The sequence below is a fragment of the Roseovarius sp. BRH_c41 genome, from assembly GCF_000961715.1.
Lineage (GTDB): Bacteria > Pseudomonadota > Alphaproteobacteria > Rhodobacterales > Rhodobacteraceae > Roseovarius.
In genome coordinates this window covers 1-14,316 of sequence record NZ_LADY01000009.1, presented here as the reverse complement: position 1 = coordinate 14,316, position 14,316 = coordinate 1, and the positions used below count along the sequence as shown (strand labels likewise).

The 14,316-nt window shown below is 64.9% G+C and carries 23 protein-coding genes and 1 pseudogene; 14 read left to right on the top strand and 10 right to left on the bottom strand.

Annotated features, from left to right (window positions below; all coding sequences use genetic code 11):
- Positions 1 to 758, top strand: a 758-nt coding sequence (locus VR71_RS03215; protein WP_045681133.1) for a sulfite exporter TauE/SafE family protein, incomplete at its 5' end; no start/stop codon positions are given.
- A gap of 4 nt (positions 759 to 762) precedes the next feature.
- On the opposite strand, the gene VR71_RS03210 is transcribed toward VR71_RS03215, so the two are convergent.
- The 6 genes from VR71_RS03210 to VR71_RS03185 are packed head-to-tail and all read right to left on the bottom strand — an operon-like array spanning position 763 to position 4,173.
- The gene (locus VR71_RS03210) at positions 763 to 1,446 is read right to left on the bottom strand and encodes a 5-formyltetrahydrofolate cyclo-ligase (protein ID WP_045681132.1); all 684 of its coding nucleotides are present in this window, start codon (positions 1,444 to 1,446) and stop codon (positions 763 to 765) included.
- A complete protein-coding gene (locus VR71_RS03205; RefSeq protein ID WP_045681129.1) occupies positions 1,443 to 2,471 on the bottom strand; it encodes a nitronate monooxygenase in 1,029 nt (342 codons plus the stop codon). Before VR71_RS03205 ends, VR71_RS03210 begins: the two co-directional genes overlap by 4 nt.
- A complete protein-coding gene (locus VR71_RS03200) occupies positions 2,468 to 2,860 on the bottom strand; it encodes a DUF488 domain-containing protein (protein WP_296429813.1) in 393 nt (130 codons plus the stop codon). Before VR71_RS03200 ends, VR71_RS03205 begins: the two co-directional genes overlap by 4 nt.
- Positions 2,857 to 3,195: a carboxymuconolactone decarboxylase family protein gene (locus VR71_RS03195; RefSeq protein ID WP_045681127.1), complete on the bottom strand. Its 339-nt coding sequence runs from the start codon at positions 3,193 to 3,195 to the stop codon at positions 2,857 to 2,859. The genes VR71_RS03200 and VR71_RS03195 overlap by 4 nt, the downstream gene beginning before the upstream one ends.
- A 33-nt stretch (positions 3,196 to 3,228) precedes the next feature.
- Positions 3,229 to 3,705, bottom strand: a complete 477-nt coding sequence (locus tag VR71_RS03190; RefSeq protein ID WP_045681125.1) for a hemerythrin domain-containing protein — start codon at positions 3,703 to 3,705, stop codon at positions 3,229 to 3,231.
- Between the two features lie 15 nt (positions 3,706 to 3,720).
- Positions 3,721 to 4,173, bottom strand: coding sequence for a group III truncated hemoglobin (locus tag VR71_RS03185; protein ID WP_045681124.1), 453 nt, complete (start codon positions 4,171 to 4,173; stop codon positions 3,721 to 3,723).
- 84 nt (positions 4,174 to 4,257) lie between these two features.
- On the opposite strand from VR71_RS03185, the gene VR71_RS03180 reads away from it, so the two are divergent.
- From VR71_RS03180 to VR71_RS03135, 13 genes are all read left to right on the top strand, one after another.
- The gene (locus tag VR71_RS03180) at positions 4,258 to 4,683 is read left to right on the top strand and encodes an Rrf2 family transcriptional regulator (protein ID WP_045681121.1); all 426 of its coding nucleotides are present in this window, start codon (positions 4,258 to 4,260) and stop codon (positions 4,681 to 4,683) included.
- Positions 4,680 to 6,305 (top strand): cytochrome-c oxidase, cbb3-type subunit I, encoded by a 1,626-nt coding sequence (gene ccoN / locus VR71_RS03175; RefSeq protein ID WP_045681119.1) that lies wholly within the window; start codon positions 4,680 to 4,682, stop codon positions 6,303 to 6,305. The genes VR71_RS03180 and ccoN overlap by 4 nt, the downstream gene beginning before the upstream one ends.
- 4 nt (positions 6,306 to 6,309) lie before the next feature.
- A complete protein-coding gene (ccoO, locus tag VR71_RS03170) occupies positions 6,310 to 7,038 on the top strand; it encodes a cytochrome-c oxidase, cbb3-type subunit II (RefSeq protein WP_045681117.1) in 729 nt (242 codons plus the stop codon).
- The gene (locus VR71_RS24575) at positions 7,035 to 7,199 is read left to right on the top strand and encodes a cbb3-type cytochrome c oxidase subunit 3 (RefSeq protein WP_296429811.1); all 165 of its coding nucleotides are present in this window, start codon (positions 7,035 to 7,037) and stop codon (positions 7,197 to 7,199) included. Before ccoO ends, VR71_RS24575 begins: the two co-directional genes overlap by 4 nt.
- Positions 7,190 to 8,068: a cytochrome-c oxidase, cbb3-type subunit III gene (gene ccoP, locus VR71_RS03165; RefSeq protein WP_045681115.1), complete on the top strand. Its 879-nt coding sequence runs from the start codon at positions 7,190 to 7,192 to the stop codon at positions 8,066 to 8,068. Before VR71_RS24575 ends, ccoP begins: the two co-directional genes overlap by 10 nt.
- Positions 8,065 to 8,223, top strand: coding sequence for a hypothetical protein (locus tag VR71_RS24570; protein WP_296429809.1), 159 nt, complete (start codon positions 8,065 to 8,067; stop codon positions 8,221 to 8,223). The genes ccoP and VR71_RS24570 overlap by 4 nt, the downstream gene beginning before the upstream one ends.
- A gap of 12 nt (positions 8,224 to 8,235) precedes the next feature.
- Positions 8,236 to 9,042, top strand: coding sequence for a DUF2189 domain-containing protein (locus VR71_RS03160; RefSeq protein ID WP_045681114.1), 807 nt, complete (start codon positions 8,236 to 8,238; stop codon positions 9,040 to 9,042).
- Positions 9,039 to 9,254 (top strand): cbb3-type cytochrome oxidase assembly protein CcoS, encoded by a 216-nt coding sequence (gene ccoS, locus VR71_RS24565; RefSeq protein WP_296429807.1) that lies wholly within the window; start codon positions 9,039 to 9,041, stop codon positions 9,252 to 9,254. Before VR71_RS03160 ends, ccoS begins: the two co-directional genes overlap by 4 nt.
- Positions 9,202 to 9,435, top strand: a complete 234-nt coding sequence (locus tag VR71_RS03155) for a hexameric tyrosine-coordinated heme protein (protein WP_045681112.1) — start codon at positions 9,202 to 9,204, stop codon at positions 9,433 to 9,435. The genes ccoS and VR71_RS03155 overlap by 53 nt, the downstream gene beginning before the upstream one ends.
- Positions 9,432 to 9,713, top strand: a complete 282-nt coding sequence (locus tag VR71_RS03150; RefSeq protein WP_045681109.1) for a DUF6522 family protein — start codon at positions 9,432 to 9,434, stop codon at positions 9,711 to 9,713. Before VR71_RS03155 ends, VR71_RS03150 begins: the two co-directional genes overlap by 4 nt.
- A gap of 116 nt (positions 9,714 to 9,829) precedes the next feature.
- Positions 9,830 to 10,252, top strand: coding sequence for a hypothetical protein (locus VR71_RS03145; protein ID WP_045681107.1), 423 nt, complete (start codon positions 9,830 to 9,832; stop codon positions 10,250 to 10,252).
- Positions 10,252 to 10,779, top strand: coding sequence for a plastocyanin/azurin family copper-binding protein (locus VR71_RS03140; RefSeq protein ID WP_045681105.1), 528 nt, complete (start codon positions 10,252 to 10,254; stop codon positions 10,777 to 10,779). Before VR71_RS03145 ends, VR71_RS03140 begins: the two co-directional genes overlap by 1 nt.
- Positions 10,776 to 11,486 (top strand): RNA polymerase sigma factor, encoded by a 711-nt coding sequence (locus tag VR71_RS03135; RefSeq protein ID WP_045681103.1) that lies wholly within the window; start codon positions 10,776 to 10,778, stop codon positions 11,484 to 11,486. Before VR71_RS03140 ends, VR71_RS03135 begins: the two co-directional genes overlap by 4 nt.
- Before the next feature lie 103 nt (positions 11,487 to 11,589).
- Here the strand turns inward: VR71_RS03135 and VR71_RS03130 are convergent, their stop codons facing one another.
- The 4 genes and pseudogenes from VR71_RS03130 to VR71_RS03115 all read right to left on the bottom strand — a co-directional run.
- Entirely contained in the window at positions 11,590 to 12,066 is a 477-nt protein-coding gene (locus VR71_RS03130) for a redoxin domain-containing protein (RefSeq protein WP_045681102.1), read from the bottom strand.
- A 54-nt stretch (positions 12,067 to 12,120) separates the two neighbouring features.
- Entirely contained in the window at positions 12,121 to 12,876 is a 756-nt protein-coding gene (locus VR71_RS03125) for a hypothetical protein (RefSeq protein ID WP_296429803.1), read from the bottom strand.
- A gap of 79 nt (positions 12,877 to 12,955) precedes the next feature.
- Positions 12,956 to 13,576 (bottom strand): MarR family transcriptional regulator, encoded by a 621-nt coding sequence (locus tag VR71_RS03120; protein ID WP_045681100.1) that lies wholly within the window; start codon positions 13,574 to 13,576, stop codon positions 12,956 to 12,958.
- Positions 13,577 to 13,749: 173 nt separating this feature from the next.
- A pseudogene (locus VR71_RS03115) lies at positions 13,750 to 14,316 on the bottom strand (hypothetical protein); the annotation flags it as partial.

Here is a 14,316-nt window from a genome sequence, read left to right as displayed (position 1 = left end):
GCATGATGGAAACAGCGTTGTTGCTCGCCGCCGCCTTTGGCGCAGGCATCCTGAATACGGTCGCAGGCGGAGGCACATTCCTCACCTTTCCTGCGCTTGTCTTCACCGGCATGCCCCCCGTCATGGCGAATGCAACCAGCACGGTCGCGGTTTTTCCGGGCTATCTTGGCGGTGCCCTGGGCTTTCGCAACGAACTGGCAGGATTTGATCGCAAACGGCTGTTGCGGTTGGCGGCGATCACCCTTGCGGGGGGGCTGGCGGGTTCAGGGCTCTTGCTGGTGTCGTCGAACCAGGCGTTTTCAATGGTAGTTCCCTTCCTTCTTTTGGGGGCCACCCTGGTGTTCCTTTTCGGGGACAGGGTCCGCCAATGGGCCGCCGCAAAGGCCCGGGACGTGTCGTCGGAAGGGGCTTTGGGGCTTTTTGGCGTCGCGCTGTACGGCGGTTACTTCAATGGGGGCCTCGGGATCGTCCTGCTGGCGCTTTTCTCACTGTGGGGCATGACCGACCTCAATCGCATGAATGCGCTGAAGTCGGGGCTGAGTTTTCTTCTGTCCGCCATCTCGGTGGCGGTCTTTGCGGTGGCAGGACTGGTCGCCTGGCCGCAAGCGATCATCATGATGCTTGCAGCAACGGCAGGCGGTTACGCCGGTGCCCCACTGGCCCGCGCGCTTCCGAAACCCGTCGTCCGCAAAGTGATTGCAACAGTGGGTTTCGGAATGAGCGCGGTGTTTTTCTGGCGTCTGATCGGCGCGGCCTAGGCGTTCATGGGTGGCGCAGACCGGCCTCGGTCACGATCGCGTCCATCGCAATGTCATGCGGCTGCGGAAAGATCGTCTGGACCCGCGCTGCCTGCAAGCCGACGCCGATGGCATAGGGGCGTGGTGCCAAAGCGGCCAGCGTCCGGTCGAAGTAGCCGCCGCCATATCCCAGCCGGAACCCCGCCGCGTCCCAGCCCACCAACGGCGCAAGGGTCACGTCCGGGATCACCTCCGGTCCTTCGGCGGGGATGGGGATCTTCCAGAAGCCCTGCACCATGTGGCAATCGGGCGTCCAGGGCCGGAACACCAGCGGCGCGGCGGGCGTCAGGACAACGGGCAAGGCCACCGTTGCGCCTTGGCCGACAAGATCGGCCAGCCAGTGCCGCAGGTTCAGTTCCGCCTTGATCGGCCACCAGCCCGAGATCGTCAGACCCTCGATCTGCCCGAACCGCGCGCGGATCAGATCGTCCAGCCGGGGTGTGATCCGCTCGGCGGCGTCCTGTCGCGCCGAAACCGACAGCGTGGCGCGTTCCGCCAGCAGGCGCGCCCGCTCGGCCTTGCGCCAGCGCGCCACGTCACGCGCCTGCGCCGGATCGACGGCCAGCGGGTCAAAATAGGTCGGGTCGATTTCATGTGCCAGGCAGGGGGGCGAGGCATAGCCCCGCGGGCTGTCGTCATCGCCGGTCATGCCTCATCCCCCTTGGTCAGCACAGCCAGACGGGCCAGGGCTATCCGCGCCTCGTCCATGATCGCCGCCACGCGCCCGGCGGCCCTTGGCAGGCTGTCGATCAGCGAGACGCTTTGGCCAGCATAGATCGCCATCGCCTCAAGGTTGCCGGTCGTGGTGCGAAGCGGGGAATCGGTGCTGTAGCGCAAAAGAGGGCGGCCATCTTCGGCGGCGATCACCTCGCGCGGCAAGAGGTCGGGCCGGTGTCCCATCAGATTGGGGCCAAGGCCGTCGATCACCGAATTGCGGATCACCCGGACCGGGGTATTCGGCGGCCAGTTCAGCGCATAGATGTCGGTGTGGACGGTATCTTCGGCCATCGCGGCCAGAACGCGGGCCTTGTGTTTCTCATGGGCAAAGGATTCCACAGTCGCCAGAAATGCCGTGCCGCAATGGATGCCCTGCGCCCCAAGCGCCACCGCGGCGATCAGGCTGGCCCCGGTCGCAAATCCGCCCGAGGCGATGACCGGAAGCTTGACCGCGCGGACCACCTGTTCCACCAGCACAAGCGCCGAGACTGTGCCATGGACATGGCCACCGGCCTCGACCCCTTGCACGATCAGCACATCCGCACCCGCCGCCTCGGCGGCAAGCGCAGCCTTGAGCGAGCCGACCTGATGCAGAACCAGACAGCCGGCCGCCTTGGCGCGGGCAACGGCCGCAGGCACCACATCCCAGAAAAAGCACATCGCCGGAACGCCAAGATCAAGGCAGACGCCCAGTTCGGCATCCAGAAGTGCCGGGTCGGTGGCCGCCGGGATCAGGTTCACGGCAAAGGGCCGCTCGGTGCGGACCCTGACGGCGGCAATTTCCTCGGCGATCAGTTGTGGCGTTTCGCGCACCATGCCGAGAATGCCATACCCACCCGCCTCTGCCACCGCCGCGACCAGTTCAGATCGCGCCACGCCCCCCATCCCGGCCATCAGGATGGGCACATCGCAGCCCAGCAAGGTGCAGACAGGGGTGTGCAGTCGGGTGTCCGTCATTGCGCGTATTCCTTGGCAAGAGTTTCGGCCAGATGATCGCGCAGGACAAGCGCGTGGGTGTGAAGCCTGTCCTTCGCGGCATAGATCAGGCTTGCCGGCCCCCTGCGGCACCAGGCCAGAGCGCTTTCCACAGCCCCGGGGTTGTCGCGCAATTCGGCACGGTAGCGGGTGCCGAACTCGGCCCATTTCGCAGGGTCATGCCCGTACCAGATGCGCAGAGCGGGGCTGGGGGCCACATCTTTCAGCCAGGCATCAAGTGGCAGATCTGTCTTGCTGATGCCGCGTGGCCAAAGCCTGTCCACCAGCAACCGCGCGCCGGTGGGCCGTACTCCGGCCTTGATGTCATGGGCCCGACAAAGGTGGATGTCGCAGACGGAGGCCGACATCATGGTGCGGGGTCGTCTTCGATCAGGTCCAGCGCCTTTACCGAATGGGCAAAGGCCGCGCCCGCGCGCATTTCTGCGGCCACCCAGATGGCCTCCATGATCTGCGGACCCAAGGCACCTTCCCTTTGGGCCGCCTTGACATGGGCTTCGATGCACCAGGGGCATTGCGTGACATGCGCGACCGCAACGGCGATCAGCTGCTTGGTGCGGACATCCAGCGCTCCGGGTGCAAAGACCGCCTTGCCGAAGGCGCGGAAGGCGTCATTGGCGGCCGGGGCAAGGGCATGACGCTTTTCGCCGTGGGCCCGGGTGGCCTTTGGCATCGAGATATCTGGCATCAGTGTCTCCTTTCCTCATGCGCGCGGGACGGGTCAGGCTGCAGGGGCGAACCGGGGAAACAGCACATCGTTCTCCAGCCGGATATGGGTGTCGAGGTCACGCAGGAACTCGCCCAGCCCGTCATAAAGTGCGGTCCAGGATCGGCAGGCGCCTTCGGGCAGGGTCAGGTCATGGGTCAGCCTGCGGATCTCGACCACCTCGGTCTGGTGGTCATCGTGATCGGCCCGCATCACCGCGATGGGGTTTTCGATTCCCGGCCCGCCACCGCGCCGGATTGCGGGAAAAAGGATCAGCTCTTCCTTCTTCATATGCACCTCCAGCGTGCCGATCAGGCGTTGCAGCAGCGCGCCCAGCCCGACCGGGGCATCCGGTCTGTCGCCATGCACCCGCTCGACCTTCAGTGCCAGCGCGGCAAGGTCGGGCAGTTGCGCGCGGTGCGTCTGATGGTAGCGCGTCTCGATGTAGGTGGTCAGGGCGGCGTTGTCGTTCAGCGGCGGATCATTCGTCATGTCAGGTTTCCTCTCTCAAAGCTGGGATGGCGCAGCCGCGCGGCCATTCTGGCCACGTGCGCCCAGGATGTTCATGTGGATCGAGGACGCGATCCGTTCGGCCCGCTCGATCACCCACGCCGCCCCGGCCGGTGGGCAAAGTTCGTGTGCGGTCTGCCGGAACAGATCCAGCCAGCGGTCAAAGTGTTCCCGCTCGACCGGCAAGGGCAAATGCTTGGGCATCGGCGCGCCGTGGTACCGCCCGGTCATCAGCGCGACCGAGGACCAGAATTCGACCATCTGCTCCAGGTGCGGGGTCCAGTCAGTGATCCGGTCGGCAAAGACCGGCTCCAGCAGCGGGTCACGTCGCACGCGGTCATAAAACCCGTGCACCAGACGGCCCAGCATGGCGTCGTCAAGCCCGGTGCGCCGCATCAGGTCAGCGGTGACATCGGGGCGGGCGCTGCGCAGGGCATCAGGGGCGGACATGGCAGGCGTTCCTTGACTCCGGGCTTGCGCCAAACGTAGACCCTGCTAATAGGTATTGTAAATACAGATTCAAACGGAGCAGCGATGCGCCTGACCTCCTTCACCGATTTCGGACTGCGCGCGCTGATGCGGATGGCGTCAGAGCCCGACCGTGCCTTCTCGACCGCCGATTTGGCCGAAGAGTTTGCCCTGTCGCGCCATCACCTGACCAAGATCATGTCGACGCTTGCGCAGGCCGGAATCGTTGCCACGCGGCGCGGGAGTGGAGGCGGCGCGGTTCTGGCCCGGCCCGCAAGCCAGATCCGGCTGGGCGAGGTCGTGCGTCTTCTGGAAACCGGTCAGGCGTTGGTGGAGTGCTTTCAGGCATCGGGCGGCGCCTGCACCGTCATGGGCTGTTGCCGTCTGAAGGCTCGGCTGCGTTCGGCCGAGGCGGCGTTTCTGGCCGATCTGGACCGCTCGACCCTGGCGGATGTGGCCCTGCCAAGGATGGAAAGGGTGGCACTCGCATGATCGCAAAACTCACCCGCACGGAAAGGCACCTCGGCCTGCTTCTGTCCATCTGTCTTGCGCTGCTTGGGCTGACCATGGCGGCGCTCGGCAAGCACGATCCGATGGCCGTGCACGGCTTCATTGCCCTGGCGCTTGGCCTTACCCTTGTCTTCGCGGTGGGCGGCGTTCTGGAGGAACCCGCCCCCGATCCGGCACGTCTTCAGCGGTATTACGACGACCCGATCAAGGTCGGCATCGTGCTGGCGATGGTCTGGGGTGTGTTTGCGATGGGGGTCGGGCTGTGGGTGGCCGCCCTCATGGTCTGGCCCGAGGCAACCTTCGGGCAGCCCTGGTCCGGCTATGGCCGGCTGCGCCCGGTGCATACGACGGGCGTGATCTTTGCCTTTGGCGGCAATGCCCTGATCGCCACATCATTCCACGTCATGCAGCGCACCTGTCGGGCGCGGCTGGCGGATCAACTTTCCCCCTGGTTCGTGCTGATCGGCTACAACCTGTTTCTGGTCTGGGCGGTCACGGGCTATTTCATGGGCGTCACCCAGTCCAAGGAATATGCCGAGCCAGAATGGTATGCCGATCTCTGGCTGGTGGTCGTGTGGCTGGTCTACCTAGTGCTCTACCTGCGCACGCTAAAGCGCCGGGCAGAGCCGCATATCTATGTCGCGAACTGGTACTACCTCGCCTTCATCGTCGTGGTGGCGATGCTGCATGTCGTGAACGCCGCCGCCCTGCCGGTCAGTTGGGTCGGGGCGAAAAGCTATTCGGCCTTTTCGGGTGTGCAGGATGCGATGGTGCAGTGGTGGTATGGCCACAATGCGGTCGCGTTCTTCATGACCTCGGGCTTTCTGGGGATGCTCTACTACTACCTGCCGGTCCGGGCGCAGCGGCCGATCTTTTCCTACCGACTGTCGATCATCAGCTTCTGGGGCATCACCTTTTTCTACCTCTGGGTCGGATCGCACCACCTGCATTACACCGCTCTGCCAACCTGGGTGCAGAACCTTGGCATGACCTTTTCGGTGATGCTGCTGGTGCCAAGCTGGGCTTCGGCGGGCAATGCGCTGGCTACGTTGAACGGGGCATGGCACCGGGTGCGCGACGATGCGACGCTGCGGTTCATGTTCGTGGCGGCAGTGTTTTATGGCCTGTCCACGTTTGAGGGGTCGTTCCTGGCGATCCGCCCGGTCAACGCGCTGTCGCATTACACCGACTGGACGGTAGGCCATGTTCATTCCGGCGCTCTTGGCTGGCTGGCGATGGTGACCTTCGGTGCCTTCTATTCGGTCATCCCGCAGATCTGGGGGCGAACGACGATGCATTCGGCGCGGCTCGTCGAATGGCACTTCTGGTTGGCCCTTGCCGGGCTGCTGACCTATGTCTTTGCGCTGTGGAACGCCGGCATCACCCAAGGGCTGATGTGGCGCACCTACAATGCGGCAGGCACGCTCAACTATTCCTTCATCGACAGCATGGAGGCAATGCGCCCCTACTACATCGCCCGGGTGATCGGCGGCGCGCTGTTTCTGGCGGGCATCTGTGTGGGGGCTGTGAACATCTGGCTGACGGTGCGCGGCGCGCGCGGTGCGGCCGCCGATGTACCCCTTGCCCCCCAAGCGGCGGAGTAGGCCCATGTCCCTGTTCAAGGCGCACTACAATCTTGAAAAGCACTCGGTCGGCTTTGTCGTGGCCATCATCCTTGCGGCCAGCGTCGGCGGTCTGGTCGAGATTGCCCCCCTGTTCACCATCGACGACACGGTGGAAACCCTGCCCGACATGCGGGTCTACACACCCCTCGAACTGGCCGGGCGCGACATCTACATCCGCGAGGGCTGTTACGCCTGCCACAGCCAAATGATCCGCACCCTGCGCGACGAGGTGGAACGCTATGGTCCCTATTCCCTGGCGGCGGAATCGCAATATGATCACCCGATGCTGTGGGGGTCCAAGCGCACAGGTCCGGACCTTGCCCGGCTGGGCGGCAAGTATTCCGACGACTGGCATGTCGCCCACCTGATCAACCCGCGCGATGTGGTGCCGACCTCGATCATGCCGGCCTATCCCTGGCTGGCGACAAACACCCTGGACGTGGCTGATCTGGGCCAGCATCTGGCGGTGTTGCGCCGCCTGGGCGTGCCCTACACCGACGAGATGATCGCCAACGCCCCGCATGACGCGCTGGCGCAGACCCGGCCCGACGGTGAAGCGGCCACGGGACTTGTCGCCCGCTACGGCGAGGCGACCACCCTGCGCCCGTTCTCCGGTGCTGACCGGTTGACCGAGATGGACGCCCTGGTGGCCTACCTTCAGGTGCTGGGGCAGTTGTCGCAGGTCCCCTATGCGCCGGAGGTGACACCATGAGCCATGATCTTGCGTTGTTTCTGGCGAAAACCTTTGGCCTGTTCTACCTGATGGGCTTTTTCATCCTGATCGTGATCCACACCTACTGGCCGACTCGCAAAGCCGGGGCTGAGCGCGCCGCGAACTCCATCCTGACGTCGGAGGACCGGCCATGTCCGTGACCGAACGCGACCCGGTCTCGGGCTTTGCCACCACCGGGCATGACTGGAACGGCATCAAGGAACTGAACTCGCCAATACCGCGCGTCGTGGTGTGGTTTCTGGCGGTGACGCATGTCTATGCGGTGATCGCTTGGGTGCTTTTCCCGACCTGGCCGCTGGGGCAGACCTATACCAAGGGGCTGCTGGGTGGTGATCAGCAACTGGCCGTCGCCGCCGACATTGCCGCTGCAGCCGCAGCGCGGGCCGACTGGATGTCGGCTCTTGCCACGCAGGATTTCGACAGCCTGCGCGCCGACTCTGACCTGATGGCCCGCGCCCGGGCCACGGCAGAGCCCCTCTTCGGCCAGAACTGTCAGGTCTGCCACGGCGCGGGCGGCACGGGAGGCCCCGGCTTTCCGCGCCTGAATGACGGCGTCTGGCTTTGGGGCGGCACGGCAGAAGAGATCGAGACGACCTTGCGCTTTGGCATCAACAGCCCCCACCCCGATACCCGTTTCACCCAGATGCCCGCCTTTGGCCGGGACGGTCTGTTGCCCCGGCCCGAGATCGTGGCGCTGACCGAATATGTGCTGACGCTTGGCAACGGCGTGATCCCCGGCGACACCTCTGCGGCCGCCACCCTGTTTCAGGACAACTGCGCCGGATGCCACGGCGAGGATGCCAAGGGTTTGGAGGGCACCGGCGCGCCGGACCTGACCGATGCCGATTGGATCTATGGCGGCGATGCGGCCACGATACGTCAGACATTGCTTGCCGGTCGCCAGGGCGTGATGCCCGCCTGGCAGGAGCGACTGGCAGAGGCGGAACTCCGCATGATGGCGCTTTATATCGAAAGCCTTGCAGACAAGGGGGCGAAGGATGCGCCATGAGCCTGCGCCCGCGTGTCTGGATCACCCTTGGCGTTGCCGCCACCCTGGCGCTGGTGATCGGAGCGAACTGGAATCTTGCCGACCTGGCCTTTCGGTCGCAACCCGGTTGCGTGGCCGAAAAGCCGGGCCTGGCTGCCGCAAAACCCGGATGCTGAAAGGGGGCCGCCATGCTTGAACCGCTTCCCGCACTGGAACCGCGCCTCCCTGCGCCGCGCCCCTTTGCCCGCGATTTGCCAAGGGGCGCGGCGCTTGGCTGGCTCTCCTGCGGCTGGGCCGATCTGTGGGCCCGCCCGGCCCAAAGCCTGATCTACGGGCTTGCGGTGGCCGCCCTGTCGGCCCTTGTCATCGGCGGGATGATCCTTGCGGGCCTGCCCTGGCTTATCTTTCCGGCTCTGTCGGGCTTCCTGGTCGTCGGCCCGCTTCTGGCCATCGGCCTTTACGAGAAAAGCCGCCGACTGCACAACGCCCAGCCGGCGACGCTGGCGCAGATGCTGCTGGTCCGTCCGACATCGGGGGGACAACTGGTGTTCGCGGGGCTTCTGCTGTGCCTTCTGGTCGTGCTCTGGCTTCGCGCCGCGGACCTGCTTTACGCCCTGTTCTTCGGGATGCTGCCGTTTCCGGGCTTTGACCACATCCTTGTCCAGTTGCTGACCACGCCGCGCGGCTGGGCGTTGATCCTGACCGGCTCGGCCATCGGCGGGCTGTTTGCCGCCTTCGCGATGGCGATCAGCCTGTTTTCCATCCCGATGCTGCTGGAACGCCGTGTCGATGCGCTGACCGCACTTGGCACCTCGTTTGCGATCACCACGCAGAACCTGCGCAGCGTGCTGCCATGGGGGGTGATCGTGACGCTGGGCTTTGCGCTGTCGGCGGCGACCGGGCTGCTGGGGCTGATTGTGATTTTCCCGCTGCTGGGTCACGGCACCTGGCACGCCTGGGTCGCCCTGCGCCCGGAAGGGGTGCAAGGGCAATGACCTGGTTCATCCTTGTGCCCATCGCGATTGGCCTTGGCCTGACCGGTCTTGCCGCCTTCTTCTGGGCGCTGCGCCATGACCAATATGACGACCTTGAAGGAGACGCGCTCCGCATCCTGGTTGCCCCCGATATCCCCATCCCGTTAAAGGAAAGCCCCAATGGACAACTGGCTGCCCACGCTGATCACGCCAACCCCGACCGAAGGCTATGACCTGGCCGTCAAGCTGTCGCGCATGGCGATCAAGAAAACCCAGCCCGACGCCGCTGTGCGTGACCGGCTGCGCCCCGAGTATGCCGAAGATGCCGATGCGCTGATCGCGGTCAGCGCTGTGATAGCCACCCATTTCGCCACCATCGCCGCCGCCAACAACCATTGGCGCGATGCCACATGAGCGGCGTGACTGTCACCGCGCAGGGGTTCGAGGTCGATGCGGTGACGGTGGCTGCTGCCTTCGGGCTGGACCCCGCGCAGTTGCAGGAAAAGATGCGGGCCGGAAAGGTGACAAGCCGGTGCGAAAAGGGCGTTGATGCGGACGCAGGCCGGTTCCGGCTGACGTTTCGCCATGCCGGGCGCGTCTTAAGGCTGACGGTCGACGACGCAGGCACCATCCTCAAACGAAGCACTTTTGACGCCAAGGGAACACGATCGGCCTCAGGCCCCAACGGCTGAAACATGACCGGAAGACCCGCGAAGAAATAGTCCTGAAAGCGGGGAACATTTCGGGCGTTGCCGCATCCAATAGCCGAGATCGCACGAAAGGGTCTCGCTCAGTCACGGAGACGACCATGTTCCTCAACCTGTCCGCCGCAACCTTTGGCATCGCCCTGATGCTTGCTGCCCCCGGCCTTGCCCAAGCCGAAGACGTCCCCGAAGCCGCGCCGCCGCCGGCACCGTATGCCAAGGTCAGCGACCTTGTGGCGCTGCCTGATTTCCTGCCCGGCCTCGGCACGCTTTTCGTCGATCCCGCGACCCTGCCGGCGGGACCCTTTCTTGGCTATGATCGGGACGGAAAACTGGCCGCCACAATCTTCATGACCCCGATCGAGGATTTGCAGGGCGGCACGTCCTACAACGACCTGGCTGTCGGATCGAATGATGTTTCATCCGTCGACATCTATTACAACGCCGGGCATCCGGGTGTGGAAAAGCCGCACGCGCATGTCGTGCTGTTCCACGGCGCGGATGCCAAGGCGAGGCTGGCAGAGTGATGCCGAACCGTCGGCAGGTGCTGGCGGTTGGTGGGGGCGGCGTCGTCGCTCTCATCGGGCCAGCCTTCGTGCTTGCGGGTACGGTGGAAGAGATCAGGATGCAGGGCACGTCACGGGGCGAGCATGTCTGGTTCGCCCCGGTCGGGCTTGCGGTTGCCGCTGGCACGACGGTGCGCTTTGTGAACCTTGATCCCGGGAACAGCCACACCGCAACCTGCTATCACCCCACCCTCTTCGACCGGCCGCAACGCATTCCTGCGGGGGCGACGCCCTGGGACAGCGACTTCCTGCTGCCCGGCGACAGTTTCGAGGTTTTGCTGACCCTCCCCGGCGTTTACGACTTCTACTGCCTTCCGCACGAACACGCTGGGATGGTCGGCCGGATCGTGGTCGGAACGCCGGGTGACGCGGGCTGGCAGGGGGCGGCAACCGAGGCGGGCGATCTGCCCGCGGTTGCTCTTGACGGGTTTCCGTCTGTCGAGGCCATTCTGAAGGCCGGGCGCGTGATGCCCCCGGGGCAGCCATGAACCCCGCTCCACGTCCGGCCCCGGCCTGTAGCCTGCGCGATGCAGACGAAGCGACACTGGTCACGGCGGCGCGGGCGCAGGACGAGGCGGCGGTGCGCGAACTTGTCCGCCGCCTCAATCCCCGGCTTTTCCGGGTGGCGCGCGGGATCCTTGACACCAATGCCGAGGCGGAAGATGCGGTGCAGGACGCCTATCTTGCGGCCTTCACCCGGCTGGATCAGTTTCGCGGCGAAGCGCGCTTTTCAACCTGGCTCGTCCGCATCACCATCAACGCGGCGCGGATGCGCGCCCGAGCCGCCCGGCCGCACGAGGAGTATGATACCGTGCTTGAGCGGGATGCGGCAGACAGCGCCGTCGTGATCTTTCCCGGCAACGGCTTTGAAGGCAGCGAAGCGGCGCTTGGCCGGACGCAGATTTCCACCATGCTCGAGGCTGCGGTTGCCGGGCTGCCGGCGGAATTGAGACTTGTCTTTCTTCTGCACGAGGCCGAGGGTCTGGGTGTGCTGGCCATAGCGCGGACCTTGTCATTGAATCCGATCACGGTCAGGACGCGGCTGTTCCGCGCCCGCAAGCGCCTGCGCGCGGGGCTTGAAGTCCGGCTAAGGGGCGGTTTCGAAACCGTATTTCCCTTCGACGGCGCGCGCTGCACCCAGATGGCCGATCGCGTGATCGCTGACCTGAGGCGCAAGAACTTCTTTGGAAAGTGACTTCGTAAGCGCCCCCATAGGTCAACATCGGGACCGCTTCGACTTTCCGGCTATCCTTTCGTCTTGGCGCTGACATCTGACGCGGCGGAAGGGCGGCGCGGGATCAACCGGCATCGGTGCTTTCCAGCACGAGCGCCATGATCTCGGCCCCCAGCGCAAGGTCGGAAATCGTCCCGAAATGGCGCGCGCGCAGGCGACCTTCGCGATCGATCAGCAGCAGTGTCGGCGTGCCCTCCAGCGCATAGGCTTCCATGGTTTGTGGCAAGGGGCCCCGTTCGCCGGTCATGTCCACCGCGACCGGAAAACGGATACGGTATTCGTGAAGGAAGGCTCGCAACGACAGCGGAGTCATCGCGGCATGGTGTTCGAACACGCAGTGCAGCCCGATCATCGCCACGTCCTGCGGGCGAAAGGTCTGGGCGATGCGTTGGGCCTGCGGCAACCCGTGGCTGACGCAACCGGGGCACAGCATCTGAAAACACTCGATCACCACGACCCGGCCACACAGGCCTTCCAGCGTCAACGGTTCGGGCGTGTTCAGCCATTCGGAGGCCAGGATCGGCGGGGAAAGATCGGACATGGCGTTCACTCTCCACAATGTGCCGGCGGCACCACCAGCGCCGCCGGCCGTTGATTACTGGTTGACCTTGCCCGGCAGGCTGAGATCGCCCGAGGCCACGTCAAAGACATCGGTGACGCACAGAAGCGGCGCATGGACATCGGCATTCACCCGCAAGCCTGCGGTCACACCGTCAAAGCCCACCGTCTCGACCGCGCCGATGTCGTCGAAAGCCACCGCGATCTCGATGGTCTCGGCATCAAGCATCGGTTGCCAACCGGGGCTGTCGATCAGCAAGGGCAGACCCGGCCAGGTGGCAGGCAGGCGCGGCGTGCTGCCTTCGGGGATGTCGATCACTTTCAGCGCGCCCGCGCCGCAAGCGTCATCCTGCCCCAGAACGACCCAATGGCTGTGCCACAGATCGCCGTCATTGCCCCGGTCGCCATCTCGGTTCTCGTCGTATAGCGGGGTGTCGTCGAAATCAGGATGCGCGGTCGCCACCATCGCCAGGATGCCTGCGCCGGGCTCGAACCCGACAGTGGCGCTGTCCAGCGTGGTCGGCCAGACATAGGCAAAGACCTGCGACCCCGCCAGCGCGCCAATGGCGGCAGGGCGGCTTTCCCCGGCCGCGCCCGAGACGGCCATGTGAAAGGTCGCCACCCGCCCTTCGGTGGTGATCCGGGCGTGAACGATGTCGAAAGGCGCGCGGTCGCCCGCCGTGGCCGTGATACCGCCGGTGTGGTCATGTGCGCCATCGGCCAGCGCCGCGCTGCCGCCAAGCAGCGCCGCAAGGCAGGCTCCGGCATGGTAAAGGTTGGATTTTCGTGTCATGATATGGGGCTCCTTTTCATCCGTTGGATTGGTGGGCATCAGGGCGTCCGGACCGTTGCCGCGGTTCCGGGCGCCCGTCTCAGGCCGCTGCCGAGAACCTCGCCCAAAGGGGCAGGAGGTCCGGGTCGGCGGCGGTTTCGTGGTCGCCGCAGTCGATCCGCAGCGCGGCATCGCCAAAGGCGGCATCCACAAAGGCACAGTGATGCGGGCGCGCCGCGTCGTCATGGGCATGGGGGCGAAAATGCCTGCAGGTCACGCAGATCCGCTGCACCGGAATCACTTGCGCCAGTTGCAATGCCCGGATCAGACCCACCAACCCGCGCTGCATCGCATCGCGGTCAGCTTCTGGCAGCGTTTCCAGCGCCGCCAGCATCGCCGGAGGCGGAACGCGCGCCGCCTCGGCCACAGCGCGCCCCGCCCAGGTCAGTTGCAGCCGCACGGCGCGGCCATCCTCGGGGTCCGGTTGCCGCTCCAGCAACCCCTTGCGGAACAGTGCCGCCACCGCATCGCTCAGCGTCGGCTGGCTCACTCCAAGCTCGGCGGCCAGGTCGCTGACCCGTGATCGTCCGCGTGCGGCCAACCGCACAAGGGTCTGCGCCTGCGTCGGGTTGACCCCGAGCTTTTCCGCATCCTCCCAGGCAAGGGATTTCAGCAGGGTGCCGATCCGGGCAAGGGCGTAAGCGATCTGAACTGTGGGCATCTATGACTCCTCGACGCCCAGTATACATAGGAATCCTATGTATACGAGTCAGAATCTGCCGGCCTTATGCAAACATTGCTTTGTGCGCGGTCAGCCCTCTCCAGATCACGCCGCCCACCTGTCGTTCCGAAGCGCTTTGTCGCTGTCGCGTGAGACCGTTCAACGACCTGGGGTCATGCGGCACGCAGAAAGAGCGGTAAAGGCACGAACGGCGAAATGATGGTCTGCCTTGGTTGAACCGGCGGGCGGTAGGCGAGACGTTCGGCAAGATCGCCATTGGCAAGGGCCACGCGAACTTGAAGGAGCAGGTTTGCCCCGCGTTCCGACCAACGCATCTGCTGCTTTTTGACCATTCGCCTTGCGACCAAATTGTTGACGCTCGCTTCAGCGGCCGTTGAGGCGATCCGTTTCCTTTCGCGATATCTCGCGCCGTAGTTGGTTATCGAGCCCCGGTTTTGGTCGATGTAGATGCGCAAGTTCAACAGGCCGCCGCGTAGCGAGACGATCGCGGAGCTGCCCTGTTCATCTGCCTTCAGGTCGTGAAACAGTCGACCGACAAGGTCAATTGCCCTGTCTGTTTGACCATTCCAGAGACGCCTTCTCACCGCTGCTATGTCTTCCAGAAGCTCCTTCCGCTCGTTCGGCGGCAGTCGGCGCGCCCAACACTCGGCAGTCTGCTCGATGGGATGCAGCTTCATGGCAATGTGAAACCAGTCGAGGATGTGCTTGGCCGGCTGCGG

Bases quoted from the DNA above. Each gene is read 5' to 3' on its own strand.
- VR71_RS03210 (WP_045681132.1), bottom strand. From the start codon at position 1,446: ATGACCGGCGATGACGACAGCCCGCGGGGCTATGCCTCGCCCCCCTGC.
- VR71_RS03205 (WP_045681129.1), bottom strand. From the start codon at position 2,471: ATGACGGACACCCGACTGCACACCCCTGTCTGCACCTTGCTGGGCTGC.
- VR71_RS03200 (WP_296429813.1), bottom strand. From the start codon at position 2,860: ATGATGTCGGCCTCCGTCTGCGACATCCACCTTTGTCGGGCCCATGAC.
- VR71_RS03195 (WP_045681127.1), bottom strand. From the start codon at position 3,195: ATGCCAGATATCTCGATGCCAAAGGCCACCCGGGCCCACGGCGAAAAG.
- VR71_RS03190 (WP_045681125.1), bottom strand. From the start codon at position 3,705: ATGACGAATGATCCGCCGCTGAACGACAACGCCGCCCTGACCACCTAC.
- VR71_RS03185 (WP_045681124.1), bottom strand. From the start codon at position 4,173: ATGTCCGCCCCTGATGCCCTGCGCAGCGCCCGCCCCGATGTCACCGCT.
- VR71_RS03180 (WP_045681121.1), top strand. From the start codon at position 4,258: ATGCGCCTGACCTCCTTCACCGATTTCGGACTGCGCGCGCTGATGCGG.
- ccoN (WP_045681119.1), top strand. From the start codon at position 4,680: ATGATCGCAAAACTCACCCGCACGGAAAGGCACCTCGGCCTGCTTCTG.
- ccoO (WP_045681117.1), top strand. From the start codon at position 6,310: ATGTCCCTGTTCAAGGCGCACTACAATCTTGAAAAGCACTCGGTCGGC.
- VR71_RS24575 (WP_296429811.1), top strand. From the start codon at position 7,035: ATGAGCCATGATCTTGCGTTGTTTCTGGCGAAAACCTTTGGCCTGTTC.
- ccoP (WP_045681115.1), top strand. From the start codon at position 7,190: ATGTCCGTGACCGAACGCGACCCGGTCTCGGGCTTTGCCACCACCGGG.
- VR71_RS24570 (WP_296429809.1), top strand. From the start codon at position 8,065: ATGAGCCTGCGCCCGCGTGTCTGGATCACCCTTGGCGTTGCCGCCACC.
- VR71_RS03160 (WP_045681114.1), top strand. From the start codon at position 8,236: ATGCTTGAACCGCTTCCCGCACTGGAACCGCGCCTCCCTGCGCCGCGC.
- ccoS (WP_296429807.1), top strand. From the start codon at position 9,039: ATGACCTGGTTCATCCTTGTGCCCATCGCGATTGGCCTTGGCCTGACC.
- VR71_RS03155 (WP_045681112.1), top strand. From the start codon at position 9,202: ATGGACAACTGGCTGCCCACGCTGATCACGCCAACCCCGACCGAAGGC.
- VR71_RS03150 (WP_045681109.1), top strand. From the start codon at position 9,432: ATGAGCGGCGTGACTGTCACCGCGCAGGGGTTCGAGGTCGATGCGGTG.
- VR71_RS03145 (WP_045681107.1), top strand. From the start codon at position 9,830: ATGTTCCTCAACCTGTCCGCCGCAACCTTTGGCATCGCCCTGATGCTT.
- VR71_RS03140 (WP_045681105.1), top strand. From the start codon at position 10,252: ATGCCGAACCGTCGGCAGGTGCTGGCGGTTGGTGGGGGCGGCGTCGTC.
- VR71_RS03135 (WP_045681103.1), top strand. From the start codon at position 10,776: ATGAACCCCGCTCCACGTCCGGCCCCGGCCTGTAGCCTGCGCGATGCA.
- VR71_RS03130 (WP_045681102.1), bottom strand. From the start codon at position 12,066: ATGTCCGATCTTTCCCCGCCGATCCTGGCCTCCGAATGGCTGAACACG.
- VR71_RS03125 (WP_296429803.1), bottom strand. From the start codon at position 12,876: ATGACACGAAAATCCAACCTTTACCATGCCGGAGCCTGCCTTGCGGCG.
- VR71_RS03120 (WP_045681100.1), bottom strand. From the start codon at position 13,576: ATGCCCACAGTTCAGATCGCTTACGCCCTTGCCCGGATCGGCACCCTG.